Origin of the sequence: Mycobacterium sp. DL (assembly GCF_039729195.1) — a bacterium.
GTDB lineage: Bacteria > Actinomycetota > Actinomycetes > Mycobacteriales > Mycobacteriaceae > Mycobacterium > Mycobacterium hippocampi_A.
In genome coordinates this window covers 2,227,736-2,243,308 of record NZ_CP155796.1, presented here as the reverse complement: position 1 = coordinate 2,243,308, position 15,573 = coordinate 2,227,736, and the positions used below count along the sequence as shown (strand labels likewise).

At 67.3% G+C, this 15,573-nt stretch carries 18 protein-coding genes; 4 read left to right on the top strand and 14 right to left on the bottom strand.

What is annotated here, in order from left to right:
- Positions 1-7: 7 nt before the first annotated feature.
- From ABDC78_RS10735 to rplS, 5 genes are all read right to left on the bottom strand, one after another.
- Positions 8-1,291, bottom strand: a complete 1,284-nt coding sequence (locus ABDC78_RS10735) for an EAL domain-containing protein (protein WP_178362204.1) — start codon at positions 1,289-1,291, stop codon at positions 8-10.
- Between the two features lie 131 nt (positions 1,292-1,422).
- A complete protein-coding gene (locus ABDC78_RS10730) occupies positions 1,423-1,728 on the bottom strand; it encodes a DUF2469 domain-containing protein (protein ID WP_178362203.1) in 306 nt (101 codons plus the stop codon).
- Positions 1,725-2,480, bottom strand: a complete 756-nt coding sequence (locus tag ABDC78_RS10725; RefSeq protein WP_178362202.1) for a ribonuclease HII — start codon at positions 2,478-2,480, stop codon at positions 1,725-1,727. Before ABDC78_RS10725 ends, ABDC78_RS10730 begins: the two co-directional genes overlap by 4 nt.
- Positions 2,481-2,496: 16 nt before the next feature.
- Entirely contained in the window at positions 2,497-3,324 is an 828-nt protein-coding gene (gene lepB, locus ABDC78_RS10720) for a signal peptidase I (RefSeq protein WP_178362201.1), read from the bottom strand.
- 48 nt (positions 3,325-3,372) lie between these two features.
- Positions 3,373-3,714: a 50S ribosomal protein L19 gene (gene rplS / locus ABDC78_RS10715; RefSeq protein ID WP_178362200.1), complete on the bottom strand. Its 342-nt coding sequence runs from the start codon at positions 3,712-3,714 to the stop codon at positions 3,373-3,375.
- A 309-nt stretch (positions 3,715-4,023) separates the two neighbouring features.
- On the opposite strand from rplS, the gene ABDC78_RS10710 reads away from it, so the two are divergent.
- Positions 4,024-4,965 carry a hypothetical protein gene (locus tag ABDC78_RS10710; RefSeq protein WP_178362199.1) on the top strand — a complete coding sequence of 314 codons (942 nt, stop codon included), beginning with the start codon at positions 4,024-4,026 and terminating at the stop codon, positions 4,963-4,965.
- Here ABDC78_RS10710 and ABDC78_RS10705 read toward each other — a convergent pair.
- The 5 genes from ABDC78_RS10705 to rpsP all read right to left on the bottom strand — a co-directional run bounded on the left by ABDC78_RS10705 (position 4,934) and on the right by rpsP (position 8,820).
- The gene (locus ABDC78_RS10705) at positions 4,934-6,652 is read right to left on the bottom strand and encodes an alpha/beta hydrolase (protein ID WP_347133432.1); all 1,719 of its coding nucleotides are present in this window, start codon (positions 6,650-6,652) and stop codon (positions 4,934-4,936) included. The two genes, ABDC78_RS10710 and ABDC78_RS10705, sit on opposite strands and share 32 nt — an antisense overlap.
- A 171-nt stretch (positions 6,653-6,823) precedes the next feature.
- A complete protein-coding gene (gene trmD / locus ABDC78_RS10700; protein WP_178362198.1) occupies positions 6,824-7,510 on the bottom strand; it encodes a tRNA (guanosine(37)-N1)-methyltransferase TrmD in 687 nt (228 codons plus the stop codon).
- 8 nt (positions 7,511-7,518) lie between these two features.
- Positions 7,519-8,049 carry a ribosome maturation factor RimM gene (gene rimM / locus ABDC78_RS10695; RefSeq protein ID WP_178362197.1) on the bottom strand — a complete coding sequence of 177 codons (531 nt, stop codon included), beginning with the start codon at positions 8,047-8,049 and terminating at the stop codon, positions 7,519-7,521.
- Between the two features lie 10 nt (positions 8,050-8,059).
- The gene (locus tag ABDC78_RS10690; RefSeq protein ID WP_005148848.1) at positions 8,060-8,302 is read right to left on the bottom strand and encodes an RNA-binding protein; all 243 of its coding nucleotides are present in this window, start codon (positions 8,300-8,302) and stop codon (positions 8,060-8,062) included.
- Between the two features lie 8 nt (positions 8,303-8,310).
- A complete protein-coding gene (rpsP, locus tag ABDC78_RS10685; protein ID WP_178362196.1) occupies positions 8,311-8,820 on the bottom strand; it encodes a 30S ribosomal protein S16 in 510 nt (169 codons plus the stop codon).
- A 219-nt stretch (positions 8,821-9,039) separates the two neighbouring features.
- Between rpsP and ABDC78_RS10680 the strand changes: the two genes are divergently transcribed.
- Positions 9,040-9,531 (top strand): nuclear transport factor 2 family protein, encoded by a 492-nt coding sequence (locus ABDC78_RS10680; RefSeq protein ID WP_178362195.1) that lies wholly within the window; start codon positions 9,040-9,042, stop codon positions 9,529-9,531.
- A gap of 1 nt (position 9,532) precedes the next feature.
- Here the strand turns inward: ABDC78_RS10680 and ABDC78_RS10675 are convergent, their stop codons facing one another.
- On the bottom strand, positions 9,533-9,952 hold the full coding sequence (locus tag ABDC78_RS10675; protein ID WP_178362194.1) for a nuclear transport factor 2 family protein: 420 nt from the start codon (positions 9,950-9,952) through the stop codon (positions 9,533-9,535).
- A 56-nt stretch (positions 9,953-10,008) separates the two neighbouring features.
- Between ABDC78_RS10675 and ABDC78_RS10670 the strand changes: the two genes are divergently transcribed.
- Together ABDC78_RS10670 and ABDC78_RS10665 are read left to right on the top strand one after the other, a co-directional pair.
- Positions 10,009-10,893, top strand: a complete 885-nt coding sequence (locus ABDC78_RS10670) for a serine hydrolase (protein WP_178362193.1) — start codon at positions 10,009-10,011, stop codon at positions 10,891-10,893.
- Between the two features lie 79 nt (positions 10,894-10,972).
- Positions 10,973-11,812 carry a serine hydrolase gene (locus tag ABDC78_RS10665; RefSeq protein ID WP_178362192.1) on the top strand — a complete coding sequence of 280 codons (840 nt, stop codon included), beginning with the start codon at positions 10,973-10,975 and terminating at the stop codon, positions 11,810-11,812.
- A 100-nt stretch (positions 11,813-11,912) separates the two neighbouring features.
- On the opposite strand, the gene ABDC78_RS10660 is transcribed toward ABDC78_RS10665, so the two are convergent.
- The 3 genes from ABDC78_RS10660 to ABDC78_RS10650 are packed head-to-tail and all read right to left on the bottom strand — an operon-like array spanning position 11,913 to position 15,566.
- The gene (locus tag ABDC78_RS10660) at positions 11,913-12,992 is read right to left on the bottom strand and encodes an amidohydrolase family protein (RefSeq protein WP_178362191.1); all 1,080 of its coding nucleotides are present in this window, start codon (positions 12,990-12,992) and stop codon (positions 11,913-11,915) included.
- 1 nt (position 12,993) lies between these two features.
- On the bottom strand, positions 12,994-14,559 hold the full coding sequence (ffh, locus tag ABDC78_RS10655) for a signal recognition particle protein (protein WP_178362190.1): 1,566 nt from the start codon (positions 14,557-14,559) through the stop codon (positions 12,994-12,996).
- Between the two features lie 56 nt (positions 14,560-14,615).
- On the bottom strand, positions 14,616-15,566 hold the full coding sequence (locus ABDC78_RS10650) for a trypsin-like peptidase domain-containing protein (protein WP_178362189.1): 951 nt from the start codon (positions 15,564-15,566) through the stop codon (positions 14,616-14,618).
- Between the last annotated feature and the right edge of the window lie 7 nt (positions 15,567-15,573).

The following is a 15,573-nucleotide window of genomic DNA, read 5'->3' as shown; positions in this document are numbered from 1 at the left end:
CCGTCGATCAGGTCATGCGGCTGAGGAGCATGCAGGCTGCAGCAGTCACCAGGTCCCGATCATGGGTGAGCATCACGTCGAAGCGGCGATCGCGGTCCGCCACGGTGCCGATGCCGTCGGTGACTTCCCGAGCGACGAGTGCGGCGGCGTCACTGGCACCCAGCATCAGCACGATCCACTGGGTGCTCAACGAGTCGTCGGCGCTGATGCATGCGCCGCGCACGCGTGTCCCCGGATGTTCCGGGACGTCTTCGCCGAACACCGCCACCAGCGGGGCAGCGGCGGCGAGACGCTCATAGCAGCGTCGGGTCCTACCTCTGAAGAACTCCGCCCGTTGCACCGAGGCCAGCACGATCGGTGGGTTCATGGCGTCGACGGCTTGTTGCTCGAGGTAGCGCGACAGCGCGAGCACCGTGTCCTTGCGTTCCTGACGGATCGGCACACGTGCGGCCAGGGCGTCGAACGGTGATGCGATGTCCCGGCACGGACAATCCGGCCGCGAGGGGGGCATCCACCCCGCGGCGATCTGCCGACCGACAGACACCGGCCCCGGGTGACCGTACTTGAAGCCTTGGCCCAGCGTTGCGCCGAGTGCGATCGCCCGGTGCACATGCGCGTCCTCTTCGATGCCTTCGGCCAGCACGACCGCGCCGGCCCGCTCGTGCTGGGCCAGAACAGCGGCCCAGGTACGCGCGCGGTCGTAGCGCGATTGAGATTGCACGACCGCAAGATCGAGCTTGATGACGTCGGGGGCGACCACGTCGAGCAGAGCCAGTGGAGCGGGATCCGCACCCACGTCATCCAGAGCGATGGCGAATCCGTCGGACCGAAGCGCTGCGACTTTCGACAGCAGGCGGGGCGGATCGTTGAGTAAGCTGCGTTCGGTGAGTTCAAAAACCAACTGATAGCGTTCCGCGGCACGAGCCAGTGACGAACTCTCGGCCCGGCCGACATGCGGTGTGGTGGTCTCACAATTGATGAACAGCGCGGTGCCCGTGGGTAACTCAGCAGCCAGGGCCGCCTCGATTGCGGTGTCGATACACATCCGCTCCAACGAGCCCTCGCGACCTGTTCCGGCTGCGTGAGCGAAGACCACCTCGGGCGCGACATCGCCGAGATGGCGCCATCGGGCGAGCGCCTCGAACCCTATGACGGCGCCGTCCGGCAGCGAGACGATCGGCTGGAAGACCGGCGTGAGGCCGTCCCCGGCGACCGCAATGTCGAGATGGTGCAGCGCAACATCATCAGCGACGGTGGCTGCATCGGCAGCTCTCCCGTCAGCATCGTTCACAAGATCCGAGGCTGAATCGGCGACATAACGGTTCCCCTCTCGGTTCCGCTACGTGTGCGAGCCTAGCCACGCCGAGTGAGCACGGAGGATGGTTTCCGGATGCCGTTCAGATCGATGAGGATTCCGCGGCGCTACTCGGGCAGCCGCAGTTCGGGCTTCTCGACCTCTTCGATGTTGACGTCCTTGAAGGTGATCACCCGGACCTGCTTGACGAAACGAGCCGGCCGGTACATGTCCCACACCCAGGCGTCACCCAGGCGAAGCTCGAAGTAGACCTCGCCGTCGGTGTTGCGCGGCACCATCTCGACGCTGTTGGCCAGGTAGAACCGGCGCTCCGTCTCCACGACGTAGCTGAACTGCCCGACGATGTCCTTGTATTCGCGGTAGAGCGAGAGCTCCATCTCGGTTTCGTACTTCTCGAGATCTTCGGCACTCATCGGCTCAGCTGTCCTTCATGTAGATCGGAGTCCATAGGGCTCGGTGGCCCAATCTTCCCGCACGTGAGTTCTGCATGCTCCCCGGGTTCCCCCTCGACGCCGGCGGTGACCAACCGCCGCACGTTGATGAACGAGTACCGGTGTTGCTCGGACGGGCCGAGCCTGTTCAGCGCCGCGCTGTGAGCGCGGGTGCTGTAGCCCTTGTGCTCGGCGAACCCGTAGCCGGGATGGTCGCTCTCCATTGCCACCATCAGCCGGTCGCGGCTGACCTTGGCCAGCACACTCGCCGCGGCGATACAGGCCGCCGCCGCGTCGCCACCCACCACCGGTAGCGACGGCGTCGGCAGCCCCGGCACCCGGAATCCGTCGGACAGCACATAACCGGGCCGAACGGGCAGGCCTGCCACGGCCCGCCGCATCCCCTCGATGTTCGCGACGTGCACTCCCCGGCGATCGACCTCGACCGACGGGATGAAGACCACGTTGTAGGCCAGCGCATAGCGACGAATCAACGGGAACAGTCGCTCCCGTTCGGTCTCGTTGAGCCTTTTGGAATCGTCGAGCGCGGCCAGACTCTCCAACCGGTTCGGTCCGAGCACACACGCTGCCACCACCAGCGGCCCGGCGCACGCGCCGCGGCCCACCTCGTCGACACCGGCGACGGGACCCAGTCCGGCACGGTAGAGCGCGGATTCCAGCGTGCGGAGGCCGGACGATTTACGGATCACCACTCTCGGCGGCCACGCACGCACGTGTCACGGCCTCCGGTCAGCTCTGCGGGTCCGTGGTGTTCACGCCACCCCACCGCGACGGCGGCCAGGCGATGAAACGGGCTTTACCGATGACATTCTCCACCGGAATGGTCCCCGCGACGGGATCGCCGGTACAGAGCAACCCGTTCTGGGCGTCCTCGGGCCGGTTGCTGCAGTGGCTGCGGGAGTCCGCCGAGTGGGTGCGGTTGTCGCCCATCACCCAGATCCTGTCCTCCGGCACGGTGACGGGCCCGAATTCGTTGCCCAGGCACGGGTACACCGCAGGGTCGGCCATCATCGTGTCCGGGTCGAGGTACGGCTCGTTGAGCTCTTTTCCGTCGACGGTGAGCCCGGTGTCCGCCCGGCACTCGACGGTCTGCCCGCCCACCGCGATGATCCGCTTCACCAGGTCGTTCTGGTCGGGCGGGACGAACCCGACAAAAGACAGCGCGTTCTGCACCGCCCTGATGGCCGGGTTGTCCGACCGGATCGACTGGTAGCCGATGCTCCAGTTGGGCGGACCCTTGAAGACGACCACGTCGCCGGGTTCCGGCGAGGTGAACCGGTAGGACAGCTTGTCCACCATGATGCGGTCCCCGACACATCCGGGACACCCGTGCAGGGTGGGTTCCATCGACTCGGACGGAATCAGATACGGCCGGGCGATGAACGTCAGCATCACGTAGTACAGAACCATCGCGACGGTGATCAGAATCGCCGCTTCGCGAACGGCGCCGCGCTTCTTCTTGTCTGGTTCCTGCTCGGCGTCGGACTCCGAGGTGTCGACTGCGGCGCGCTCGGCCGGCGAATCGTCCGGGTCTGGGCCTTCTGCGGGTCCGGTCACGGGATCAGCGTAACGAGCGCGCCAGTGAACCCGGAGCGACCTGGGAGGTCAGCGCTTTTCCTTGATCTTCGCCTTCTTGCCACGCAGCTCGCGCAGGTAGTACAGCTTCGCGCGACGGACATCACCGCGGGTGACGATGTCGATGTGGTCGATGTTGGGCGAATGCACGGGGAAGGTGCGCTCGACGCCCACACCGTAGCTCTCCTTGCGGACGGTGAAGGTCTCGCGGACCCCGCCGCCCTGGCGCCGCAGAACGACGCCCTTGAAGACCTGAATGCGCTCCTTGGAGCCCTCGATGACCTTCACATGGACGTTGACGGTGTCGCCGGCGCCGAAGGCCGGGACGTCGTCGCGCATCGACGTCTGGTCGATGAAATCCAGCGTGTTCATCGGTGACACTTCCTTGCTGTTCGCGGCTGCCGGCGTGCGTCACGATGACGCGTGCCGAGCCGATGGGTGATTCGGACGTCTTGGGTGAGTCGTGCGGCGTTTCCGCCCGTGCACAGACAACTGCCCAATTGTGCCAGACGGAGGCCGGTTCCCCGAAATCCAGTGCCGCCGGGCCGACCGTGGGCAAGGCCACCCCGGCGCGCACGGCACGGTCGGTTTCACGAGGCTACCCTGGAAAAACGGGTATACCGCAGCGACGAGGCGGGTTCGTCATCCGGCCCGGGAAACAGAACCCATGGAGGATCACCGATGCAACGGCGTCCGTTGAGGCTGGTCAAGGCCACCGCAGCGATCGCTGCCGGTGCCCTTGTCGTGGCCGGATGCGAGGCCCAGGTGCATGGTTCACCACCTGCTCCGCCGGATCCCCCGCGCACGGTCGTCGCACCGCTGGGGACCATGGCTCCGCTTCCCGAGGTATCCCCCGACGAGCCCGCCGCCGGCTTCGCCGGCCTGGCGGACCGGGAACGGCAGGCGACTGCGCAGGCCGCTGAGGCGGGCGCCGACATCACCGCGGCGGTGCTCGACCGCAACACCGGTCAACTGGTGACGAACGGCAACAACATGACGATCGCCATCGCGTCGGTGGTCAAGCTGTTCATCGCCGACGACCTGCTGCTACAGGTGTCCAGGGGCGAGACGACGCTGAGTCCGGAAGACCGTCGATCGCTCGACGTCATGCTGCGGTCCTCGGACGACAGTGCCGCCGAGGTCTTCTGGAACCGCAGCGGTGGCAGCGCCATCATCAACCGGGTGGTCGCCCGGTACGGGCTGGGTTCCACCCGTCCGCCGAGCAACGGCCGCTGGTTCAACACCATCAGCACGGCGACCGACCTGGTGCGTTACTACGACATGCTGTTGGCGGGAACCGGCGGACTGCCGCCCGAGCAAGCGGGCATCATCCTGTCCGACCTGGCGGGGTCGACACCGACGGCGCCCGACGGAATGGTGCCCGGCGGCATCTATCCGCAGCGGTTCGGCATCCCCGAGGGCCTGTTCGCCGAACCGGTCGCCGTCAAGCAGGGCTGGATGTGCTGTATCGGCTCGGACTGGATGCACCTGTCCACCGGTGTCGTCGGCCCCGAGAGGCGCTTCGTAATGGTCATCGGATCCATGCAGGCCACCAACGACGACACCGCCCGGCAGACCATCACCGACGCCGTCAAGACCATGTTCCCCGGCGGCCGGATCTAATCTTCAGGTCCGGCACGAGGTCGGGATGTTCCGGTGCGCTAGCCGCCATGCCGCAGTGCCGCGCTTCCCCCTCACTCGCCACCGCGCGGCACGCCGCCACGCCAAGATCCGCCGGATCTGTCGACACGGGCTGAAGCCCGAGCAGATCGCGATAGATGTTGTCCCGCTCAGCCACGGCATCGGGGAGGAAAGGGAAGATCGGGTAGTCGTGAATGAGCCCGCGACGGAGGCGGAACGTCATGTCGGGAATGTTCTCGACCAGCACCCGGTCCCGGAGCCTGAGGGTGTCGACGGTGAGCAGGTCCCGCGACGAGCTGTAGACGTAGGTCGGCGGTAATCCCGCAAGAGAGCCGAAGAGCGGACTCGCCACGGGATCCGATACATCGAGTTCGCCCGCCCAATCGCGGCCCGCCCGGGCGAGATTGGGAATGTCGAGCAGGGGGTCGTCGATCTGGGCGCTGCGCGGGTCGCTCATCGACACGTCGAGCCACGGAGCGAGCAACACCAGCCGGTTCGGAATGGCGGCGTTGCGGCGCACCAGTTCCTGAACCGACGCCAGCGCCAGACCGCCGCCCGCCGAGTCGCCCAGGACGCTGACGTTGTCCGCCCCGTGCAACGCGATCATGTGCTCGATGAAATCGGCGGTACGCGGAACTTCCGTCGCGGCGGTTCCCTTGGGAGCCAACGTGTACAACGGGACGACGACCGTTGCGCCGGTGTCGCGCGCCATGTCGGTGTATCCCCACCATTGGAAGATGTTGACCTGGCCCTCGTAGGACCCGCCGTGCAGCGCAATGACGACGTCGTCGCTGCCGTCCTTGGGGGTGAGCGACCACACCGGCATCTCGTCGAACTCGGTGCGCTCGACTCTGACGTTCCACGGATAGAACGGTGGGATTCCGTCGGTGAAGACAGGGATCTTGAGGCTGGTGAACCTCAGCAGGCCGCCGAACGGCTTCAACACGAACTGGATGACCTTCAGCGCCGCCACCACGACGTCGTGCACGAACGACGGCTTACCGGTGTAGAGCTGCTGCCAACTGTCGGGATCCTGGGCCGGTGCCACACCGATGTCGGCTGTTTGCGCACCCACCGGAGCTGAGGTCTCGAGAGCAGGCTTCCCGGGTGCGTCCGTCTCGGCGTCCCGGCGTGCCGACCCCACCACCGTCAGCAGCGCGGGCGCGCTGACGGGGACCTGCGGCGCAGTGTCGTCGTCCCCGCCAACGACAACCTCGACATCGCTGATCGGGGTGACGACGGTGTCCGCCGAATCGACCGTCTCGTCGTCGGCGGCGTCCTCTTCGTCAACGTCGGCCTCGTCCTCGGCGTCGTCCGCAATTTCAACGTCGGCCTCGTCGGCATCGTCGAGTTCGTCGGCCTCGTCGGCCTCGTCGGCCTCGTCGAACTCGTCGGTCTGGTCGGTCTCGTGGTCCCCCGGCGTCGTGGTCGGTGTCGCCGCTGCGGACCCATCCGGCGTACCGGCGGAACCCTCGGCGTCACGACGTTTCGGCGTGTCGTCGGTGCGATCCGTTTTCGCCGACGCGCCCGCGTCGCTGGATGTGGCCGCCCGGTCCTCGCTCGCGGACGCGACGCCGGCACCGCAGTACGTGACCACCGCACCGACGCCGAGCACCGCTGTACAACGGCCCACAGTCATCGCAGCGGCCTTCAACCAGTCGGATTCCACGGCCAACCCTTCCCTCCAGGCACAACACTCCGCGGACGTTACAAAAATGCCGCTGATCGTCAACCTGCTCCGGGTCAAAAGTAGCCGAACAACAACTGCATAACAACGGCTTTGGAAGACAAGTCTTTCTGCACCACCGTCAATAGCCCGCGGCGGACGAGGTCGCCGGATCTAGTCGAGCAGGTCCGGTCGGCGGTCGCGGGTGCGCTCGAGACTCTGTTCGTGGCGCCACGCGGTGATCCGGGCGTGATTGCCCGAGAGCAGTACCTCCGGCACGTCGAGCCCTCGCCAACTGGCCGGCCTGGTGTAACTGGGCCCTTCCAACAGACCCCCCACCAGATCGGAATGTGAATCGTCGCGGTGGGATTGCGGATTGCCGAGCACATCGGGCATCAGGCGGACCACCGCCTCGATCATCACCAGCGCCGCCGACTCACCGCCGGGCAGCACATAGTCCCCGATCGATACTTCCTCGACCCGCATGCGGCGCGCAGCGTCCTGCGCAACGCGCTGGTCGATGCCCTCGTAGCGGCCGCAGGCGAAAACGAGATGGTGTTCGTTGCTCCAGCGCTCCGCATCGGCTTGGGTGAACAGTCGGCCCGCCGGCGACGGGATCACCAGAAGCGTTTCCTCCGAACAGATCTCGTCGAGCGCCGCACCCCACACCGGCGCCTTCATCACCATCCCCGGCCCGCCACCGTAGGGCGAGTCGTCGACGGACCGATGCACGTCGTGGGTCCACGCACGCAGATCGTGCACCTCGAGTTCGACCACCCCGGCCTCGATGGCCCTGCCCGGCAACGACTGTCGCAGTGGTTCGAGATACGCGGGAAAGATGCTCACCACATCGATACGCACCGCGCGCCTCACTCGAGGTCGGCAAGATTGAGCAAACCGTCGGGCGGATCGATCTCGACGATGCCGTCGGCGAGCGACACCGTGGTCACGATCGCACTCACGAACGGGACCAGGATCTCGGGGCCCTCAACGGATTTGACGCTGAGAAGCTCACCGGCGGCGGTGTGCAACACCTCGGCGACGGTGCCGATATCGGCACCGCCCACCGTCCGGACCCGCAGCCCTTCGAGCTGATGGTCGTAGAACTCGTCGGGCTCGGTGATCGGTGGCAGATCGTCGGCGTCGACCAGGAAAAGCGTGCCCCTCAGGGCGTCGGCCGCATCGCGGCCGACGACTCCGGCCAGCCGCAGCAGCAGCCGCCCGGAATGTTCACGGACCGACTCGATGGTGTAATCGCGCTCCGCGCCGCCGCGAGAAGCACGGCCCCGCAACGTCTTACCCCGTCCGAACCGGCTGTCGGGATCGTCGGTGCGGACGTCGACGACAACCTCACCGGTGACGCCGTGCGCCTTCGCCACGCGCCCGACGACCAACTCCATGGACGTATGCCTACTGGTCGGTGTCCACCACGTCGACGCGGATGCCCCGCCCGCCGATACCGGCCACCAGGGTGCGCAACGCGGTCGCCGTGCGTCCGCCACGACCGATGACCTTGCCGAGGTCCTCGGGATGGACGTGCACCTCGACTGTGCGCCCGCGACGGTTGGTCACCATGTCGACGCGGACGTCATCGGGGTTGTCGACGATCCCGCGAACCAGATGTTCGACCGCGTCGACGACGACTGAACTCACAGCCGTTCTCAGCTCTCGCTGGGCGCGTCGGCGCTCTCGGCCGCCGCGACGGTCTCGGTCTCAGCCTTGTCGTCGGTCTTCTCGGCGGCAGGCTCAGCCTTGTCGTCGGCCTGCTCGGCCTTCTTGGCGGGCGCCTTCTTCTTCTTGGGCTGGGTGGCCTCGCCGGACGGCGCGCCGTCGGCCTCCGCCAGCGCGGCGTTGAACAGGTCCAGCTTGCTGGTCTTGGGTTCCTTGACCTTCAGCGTGCCCTCTGCGCCGGGCAGCCCCTTGAACTTCTGCCAGTCGCCGGTGATCTTCAGCAACTGCAGCACCGGCTCGGTGGGCTGAGCGCCGACGCTGAGCCAGTACTGGGCGCGCTCCGAGTTGATCTCGATGACGCTGGGGTCTTCCTTCGGGTGGTACCGGCCGATCACCTCGATGGCGCGGCCGTCGCGACGGTTGCGCGCGTCGGCGACGGAAATGCGGTACTGGGGATTGCGGATCTTGCCGAAGCGGGCGAGCTTGATCTTGACAGCCATGGTGGTGCGAACTCTCCTGTGATTGCCACGTGTGCAATTCAAGCGACGCGGGCGGGCTGCCCGGTCCGGTTTTGCCTTACGTGTGTGACCGCGCCGGGGTCTCAGTCCCAGGGCAGACAGCCGCTCATTGTGCCAGAACCAGCACCGTAAGACGAAATCCCGGTGCGACCCCCATCCTCGACACTTTACAAATCTCATCGACGGTGTCACCCTCCCCCGATGAACGACGCAGCGACCCTGCTGGAGATCGAGTCGATCAAACAGTTGAAGGCCCGGTACTGCCGACACCTGGACACCAAGGACTGGGCGTCGTGGCGAAGCCTGTTCACCGACGATTTCCGCAGCGACACCTCCGAGGCAGGCGGCAAGGTGATCGTCGGCGCCGATCCCTTCGTCGCGTTCACCCGCAAGAGCCTCGGCGACCGTGCCACGATGCACCAGGTGCACGCACCGGAGATCGACGTGACCTCGCCGACGACCGCGCAGGCGGTGTGGGCGCTGGAAGACGTCGTACGTCTGGCACCCGGGGTGAACCTGCGCGGCTATGGCCACTACACGGAGACCTACACGAAGGTCGACGGTCGATGGCTCATCGCCGAATCGACGCTCACCCGGTTGCGGGAGGACGTCTTCAACATGGTGATCTCGCTTTACATCTCCGACCGGATCAAGAGGGTGACCGGCACGATCGCCCGCAGACTGGTTCGCTGAGCTACAGCAGCTTGTCGAAGCACTTCTCTTCGACGCGCTTGCTCATCCGCCACCCCTGCGCGGTCCGGATGAACTCGTCGACGTACCAGATCCCGACAAAATAGATCTGCTCTTGCTCCCCACCCATCACCATCGGGTTGAAGCAGATCGCCCGCGAGGTCGCGGTGTCGCCGGTGACGCGCACATCCACGTTGCCGAGCATGTGGTAGTACGCCGGGAAGTTCGGCAGCACCTCTTGGAGCCAGGCCTTGATCTCGGGGAAGTGACCGGCGATGCCACCGGCGACCCGGTAGTCGATGTAGGCGTCGGGGGTGAACACCGCGTCGAGGTCGTCGAACCGCCGCTGGTCGATCGCGGTGGAGTAGTCAAAAAGCAGCTGCTGGATCTCCAGCCGGTCAGAGATCTCCTCGAGGCTCAACATGGATTGATTGAACACGATCGGCCACGGGCTCCGGCTCGGGCATACACTCAGCGGTCATGACGAGGCTTCTCACGTGCCTGGGCGTCGCCCTGCTGCTGGTCGCGGGGGTCGCCGCGCCGACTGCGTCGGCGGTACCCGTGTCCGGAATCAGCCAGCCGGCAGGCTCGGTGCCCATCCCGGAAGGGCCTGCCCAGGCCTGGCTCGTCGCCGACATGGACACCGGCGCGGTGCTCGCCGCCCGCGACGAGTTCGGCCAGTACGCCCCCGCCAGCACCATCAAGGTGCTGCTCGCCATGACCGTCCTCGACGAGCTTCCGCTGGACGCCACGATCGTCGCCAACGAGGCGGACACCAAGGTCGAGTGCAACTGCGCCGGCGTCACACCGGGTTTCACCTACACCACCCGACAGCTGCTGGAAGCGCTGCTGCTGGTATCCGGCAACGACGCCGCCAACACGTTGGCCACCATGCTCGGCGGGCGCGACGTCGCGCTGATGAAGATGAACAGCAAGGCCGCTCTGGTGGGTGCCTACGGGACGAACGCGGGTTCGCCGTCGGGAATCGACGGACCCGGGATCGACATGTGGTCCTCGCCGCGCGATCTGGCCGTCATCTTCCGGGCCGCGATGGCCAACCCGGTCTTCGCCCAGATCACCGCGATGCCCACCGCGGTATTCCCCACCGAGACCGGCGACAGGATCCTGGTCAACCAGGACGAACTGCTCCACCGCTATCCCGGCACCTTCGGCGGCAAGACCGGCTACACCGACCTGGCCCGCAAGACCTTCGTCGGCGGCGCTCAACGCAACGGCAAGCGTCTGGTCGTGGTGCTGATGTACGGCCTCGTCAAGGAGGGCGCCCCCACGTACTGGGATCAGGCGGCCAGCCTTCTCGACTGGGGTTTTGCGCTCGGACCCAACGCGGGTGTGAGCCGGCTCTAAACCTGGGCGCGCCTGTCGATACCCGATGGAGACCTGATCGCGCGCTTGTCGAGTCCTTGCGTGGATAGCGTCGCCACTTGTGCGACGAAGTTTCGCGGGGCTGGCGCTCGCCCTCAGCGTGGTGCTGCCTGCGGCCACGATGACCGACGCACCCCGTGCGATGGGCCAACCCGCCCTCGAACCTGCTGCTGCACAGGCGATCCCGGACGGACCCGCCAAGGCCTGGCTACTGGCCGACCTGGACACCGGTCAGGTGCTCGCCAGCCGCGACCCGTACGCCACCTACGCCCCGGCCAGCACCATCAAGGTGCTGCTCGCCATGACGGTGCTCGATCACCTTCGACCGGACAACTTCGCGAGAGCGAACGCATCGCACACCGAAGTCGAATGTTCCTGTGTGGGGCTGAAACCGGGCCAGGCGTACACCACCCGTCAACTGGTGGAAGCGATCCTGATGGTGTCGGGCAACGATGCGGCCAACATGCTCGCCGACATGCTCGGCGGGAAACCCGTCGCGTTGGCCGCGATGAACCGCAAGGCCGCCCTCGTCGGGGCGCGCAGCACCAGGGCGTCGTCACCGTCGGGTCTGGATGGACCCGGCTGGGAATCGGTCACCACGCCACACGATCTCGCGGTCATCATGCGTGCGGCGCTGAAGTATCCGCTGATCGCCCACATCATGCGGTCGCCGACGGCACAGTTCCCCGGCAAGACGCTCACCAACCAGAACGAACTGCTGGCCCGCTATCCCGGAAACCTCGGCGGTAAGACCGGATACACCAATCTGGCCCGCAAGACCTATCTCGGTGCCGCGCAACGCGGGAATCGCCGCCTCGTCGTCGTCCAGATGTACGGCACCGGGGACCTGTACGGGCAGGCGATCAGACTGCTGGACTGGGGTTTCGCCCAGAACCCCTAGGCGGCAGCGGGCTCTCCGTGAAAGAGCATTCCGGGCTGCGGTCGCGGCCCCGATCACGACACTGGCTTCACTCTCGTGGGCAACGCGGCGCCACGGGCCGCTAGTAGGCGATGCCGCGCAGAACCACCAGCGTCGGATCGGCCAGGACGGCCGCGCCACCTCGTGGATCGTCGGTGTAGCAGACGAAGTCGGCCGACGCCCCATGCTCGAGGGCCGGACGGCCCAACCACTGCCGGGCATCCCAGCAGGCCGCGCCCAGGGCCTCGGTCGGGGTCATGCCGATGCCCTTGAGCGCCTCGACCTCCTCACCGATTCGGCCGTGGGCGACGGCGCTGCCCGCGTCGGTGCCCGCGTAGATCGGTACGCCCGCCTCCCGAGCCGCACCGATCCTGGCCCCGCACGTGGCGTGCAGTGCCCGCATGTGCTGTTCGTAGCGGGGATATCGGCTGGCGGCGGCGGCGATGTCGGGGAAGTTCTCGATGTTGATCAGGGTCGGCACCAGCGCGGTGCCGTGCTCGACCATGAGGTCGACGGTGTCGTCGGTCAGCCCGGTGCCGTGCTCGATGCAGTCGATACCGGCCCTGATCAGCCCCGGCAACGCGTCCTCGCTGAACACGTGTGCCGTCACCCTGGCGCCGTTGGCGTGCGCGGCATCGATCGCGGCTTCGAGCACGTCATCGGACCACAGCGGTGCGAGGTCCCCGAGATCACGGTCGATCCAGTCGCCGACCAGCTTGACCCAACCGTCACCCCACCGCGCCTGCTGCGCCACCGCATCCGGCAGCTGCCACTCGTCGGTGAGTTCGACTGCGAAGCCCCGCTGGTAACGCTTCGGGCGCGCGATGTGGCGGCCGGCGCGGATGATGCGCGGCAATTCGGCGCGGTCGTCGAAACCCCGGGTGTCGGTGGGTGATCCCGCGTCGCGCAACAGCAGTGCGCCGGTGCCCCGCTCGGTTTCCGCCTGTGCGACCGCCTCGTCCATCTCGATCGCGCCGTGCGGCCCGAGTCCGACATGGCAGTGCGCGTCGACCAGGCCGGGAAGGATCCATCCGCCGGCCCCGTCGGCACCGAACACCGTCTCGGCGTCGGCTACCGGTTCAGCGCTGAGCATGCCGTCGACAACCCACCACTCCACGAGTTCTCCGTCGGGCAACCCGCGCCCGCGCACGTGCAGTCGCACGTCAGTTCCCTTTGGGGAACTTCAGTTTCGACAGATCGAGGTTGGCCAGCCCGGGTGGCAGTTCGTCGAGACCCTTGGGCATGTTCGACAGATCCGGGAAGCCCGCAGGCATTCCGGGCATACCCGCGCCGAGGGGGTTGCGCGCCTTCGGCTGAGTGGGGCCCTTGCCCTTCTTGCCCTTCTGCTTGTTCTTGCCTTTGGCCGCTTTGCGCGATCCGGATTTGCGTGCGAACGGCATGCCCATCTGGCCGGCCATCTGCGACATCATCTTCCGGGCGTCGAAGAAGCGGTCGACGAGCTGGTTGACCTCGGACACCGTGACACCGGAGCCGTTGGCGATGCGCAACCGACGCGAGGCGTTGATGATCTTCGGATCGGCGCGCTCCTGCGGCGTCATCCCCCGGATGATGGCCTGCACGCGGTCGAGTTGGTTGTCGTCGACGGCGGCCAGCGCGTCCTTCATCTGACCCGCGCCCGGCAGCATTCCGAGCAGGTTGCCGATCGGGCCCATCTTGCGGATCGCCAGCATCTGCTCGAGGAAGTCCTCCAGCGTGAGCTCACCGCTGCCGATCTTGGCCGCGGTCGCCTCCGCCTGCTCGGCGTCGAAATGCTGTTCGGCCTGCTCGATGAGCGACAGCACGTCGCCCATGCCCAGGATCCGGCTGGCCATCCGGTCGGGATGGAAGACGTCGAAGTCCTCGAGCTTCTCCCCGCTCGACGCGAAGAGGATCGGCGCACCGGTGACCTCGCGCACGGACAACGCGGCGCCACCGCGGGCGTCGCCGTCGAGCTTGGTGAGCACGACGCCGGTGAACCCGACCCCCTCGCGGAACGCGTCGGCGGTGGTGACGGCGTCCTGGCCGATCATCGCGTCGAGGACGAACAGGGTTTCGTCGGGCTGGACGGCGTCCCGGATCGCCGCGGCCTGACCCATCAGCTCCTCGTCGATGCCCAGGCGGCCTGCGGTGTCGACGATGACGACGTCGTAGTGCTTGGCCTTGGCCTCCGCGAGACCGGCCGACGCCACCGTCACCGGGTCGGCGGTCCCCTTCACCTCGGGAGCGCCCGGCGCGGTGCCCGGGTGGGGCGCGAAGACGTTGACGCCGGCCCGCTCGCCGACGATCTGGAGCTGGCTGACCGCTCCGGGGCGCTGCAGGTCGCAGGCCACCAGCAGAGGCGTATGCCCTTGCGCCTTCAGCCATTTGGCCAACTTGCCGGCCAGCGTGGTCTTACCGGAACCCTGGAGGCCGGCGAGCATGATCACCGTCGGCGGGGTCTTGGCGAAGGTGAGCTGGCGGGTCTCGCCGCCGAGGATGCCGATGAGCTCCTCGTTGACGATCTTGACGACCTGCTGGGCGGGGTTCAGCGCCCCCGAGACCTCGGCGCCCTTGGCGCGTTCCTTGATGCGGCCGACGAACTCACGCACCACCGGCAGCGATACGTCGGCCTCCAGGAGCGCGAGCCTGATCTCGCGGGAGGTGGCGTCGATGTCGGCGTCGGTGAGCCGGCCCTTGCCGCGCAGGCCCGAGAGCGCGCCGGTCAACCGGTCGGACAGGGATTCAAACACGAGGCCAGACTACTTGTCCGTGCCGCTGCTGCCCGGCTAGCCCACCGAGCAGGCGTTCAACCGTTCTGGATGATCTGCCTGGCCACCTCGATCGCACGATCGATCGGGACGGCGAAGCCGATCCCGATGTTTCCCGCTTCCGGTCCGCCCACCGTCGCGATCGCCGTGTTCACGCCGATCACCTGGCCCTCGAGGTTCGCCAGCGGGCCACCTGAGTTACCGGGGTTGATCGATGCGTCGGTCTGCAACAGCTGCTGCTCGGGCTGCGGCCCCAGTCGGGCGGTGCGGCCGACAGCGCTGATGATGCCGGCGGTGACGGTGCTGGTGAGCCCCAGCGGCGCGCCGACCGCGATGACCGGCTGACCGATCGCCAACACATTGCTGACTCCCAGCGCAGCCGCCGGGGGTGGTGCACCGGCGACCTCGAGCACCGCCACATCGGTCGCGCGATCGGTGCCCACCACCCGCGCAGCGCTGCGACGGCCGTCGGCCATCCGCACCATCACCCGCTGAAAGCCCCCGATCACATGGCTGTTCGTCATGATCCTTCCTTGATCGTCGATGGCGAAGCCGGATCCGCGGCTGTTGCCTGCGCTCACCTGAACCACGCTGGGGAGCAAGGCCTGCGACGCGCTCTGGGCGTCGGGGGCGGCACCGGGGGCCGGTCCTGCGGCCGAGGGCGGGTACTGACGCAGCGCCGACCCCGCCCCAGGACCGGCCACCAGATAGCCGGCACCGGAACCGGCAGCGGCGGCGACGAGCAGGCAGGCGCCGACGAGCAATGCCACCGAACCGCGCGTGCGCCGGGGCGCCGCCGGTACGGCGAGGGGAGCTGGTACCGGCGGCGCCGTCTGGGGTTCCGGCCCTACACGGACCCGGGTCGGAATCGGCTGCCCGGGCTCCCGGTGCGACTGCTGTGCCGACCCAGTGGGGCCCGGAGGCAGAAACCCGGGACCGGCGGGGCGGCGACCCAGATCGAAACGCGGGTCCGAGCCAGGTTCGGACATGTCTGTC

Bases quoted from the DNA above. Each gene is read 5' to 3' on its own strand.
- ABDC78_RS10730 (WP_178362203.1), bottom strand. From the start codon at position 1,728: ATGAGTGCCGAAGATCTCGAGAAGTACGAAACCGAGATGGAGCTCTCG.
- rplS (WP_178362200.1), bottom strand. From the start codon at position 3,714: ATGAACACGCTGGATTTCATCGACCAGACGTCGATGCGCGACGACGTC.
- ABDC78_RS10710 (WP_178362199.1), top strand. From the start codon at position 4,024: ATGCAACGGCGTCCGTTGAGGCTGGTCAAGGCCACCGCAGCGATCGCT.
- rimM (WP_178362197.1), bottom strand. From the start codon at position 8,049: ATGGAGTTGGTCGTCGGGCGCGTGGCGAAGGCGCACGGCGTCACCGGT.
- rpsP (WP_178362196.1), bottom strand. From the start codon at position 8,820: ATGGCTGTCAAGATCAAGCTCGCCCGCTTCGGCAAGATCCGCAATCCC.
- ABDC78_RS10680 (WP_178362195.1), top strand. From the start codon at position 9,040: ATGAACGACGCAGCGACCCTGCTGGAGATCGAGTCGATCAAACAGTTG.
- ABDC78_RS10675 (WP_178362194.1), bottom strand. From the start codon at position 9,952: ATGTTGAGCCTCGAGGAGATCTCTGACCGGCTGGAGATCCAGCAGCTG.
- ABDC78_RS10670 (WP_178362193.1), top strand. From the start codon at position 10,009: ATGACGAGGCTTCTCACGTGCCTGGGCGTCGCCCTGCTGCTGGTCGCG.
- ABDC78_RS10650 (WP_178362189.1), bottom strand. From the start codon at position 15,566: ATGTCCGAACCTGGCTCGGACCCGCGTTTCGATCTGGGTCGCCGCCCC.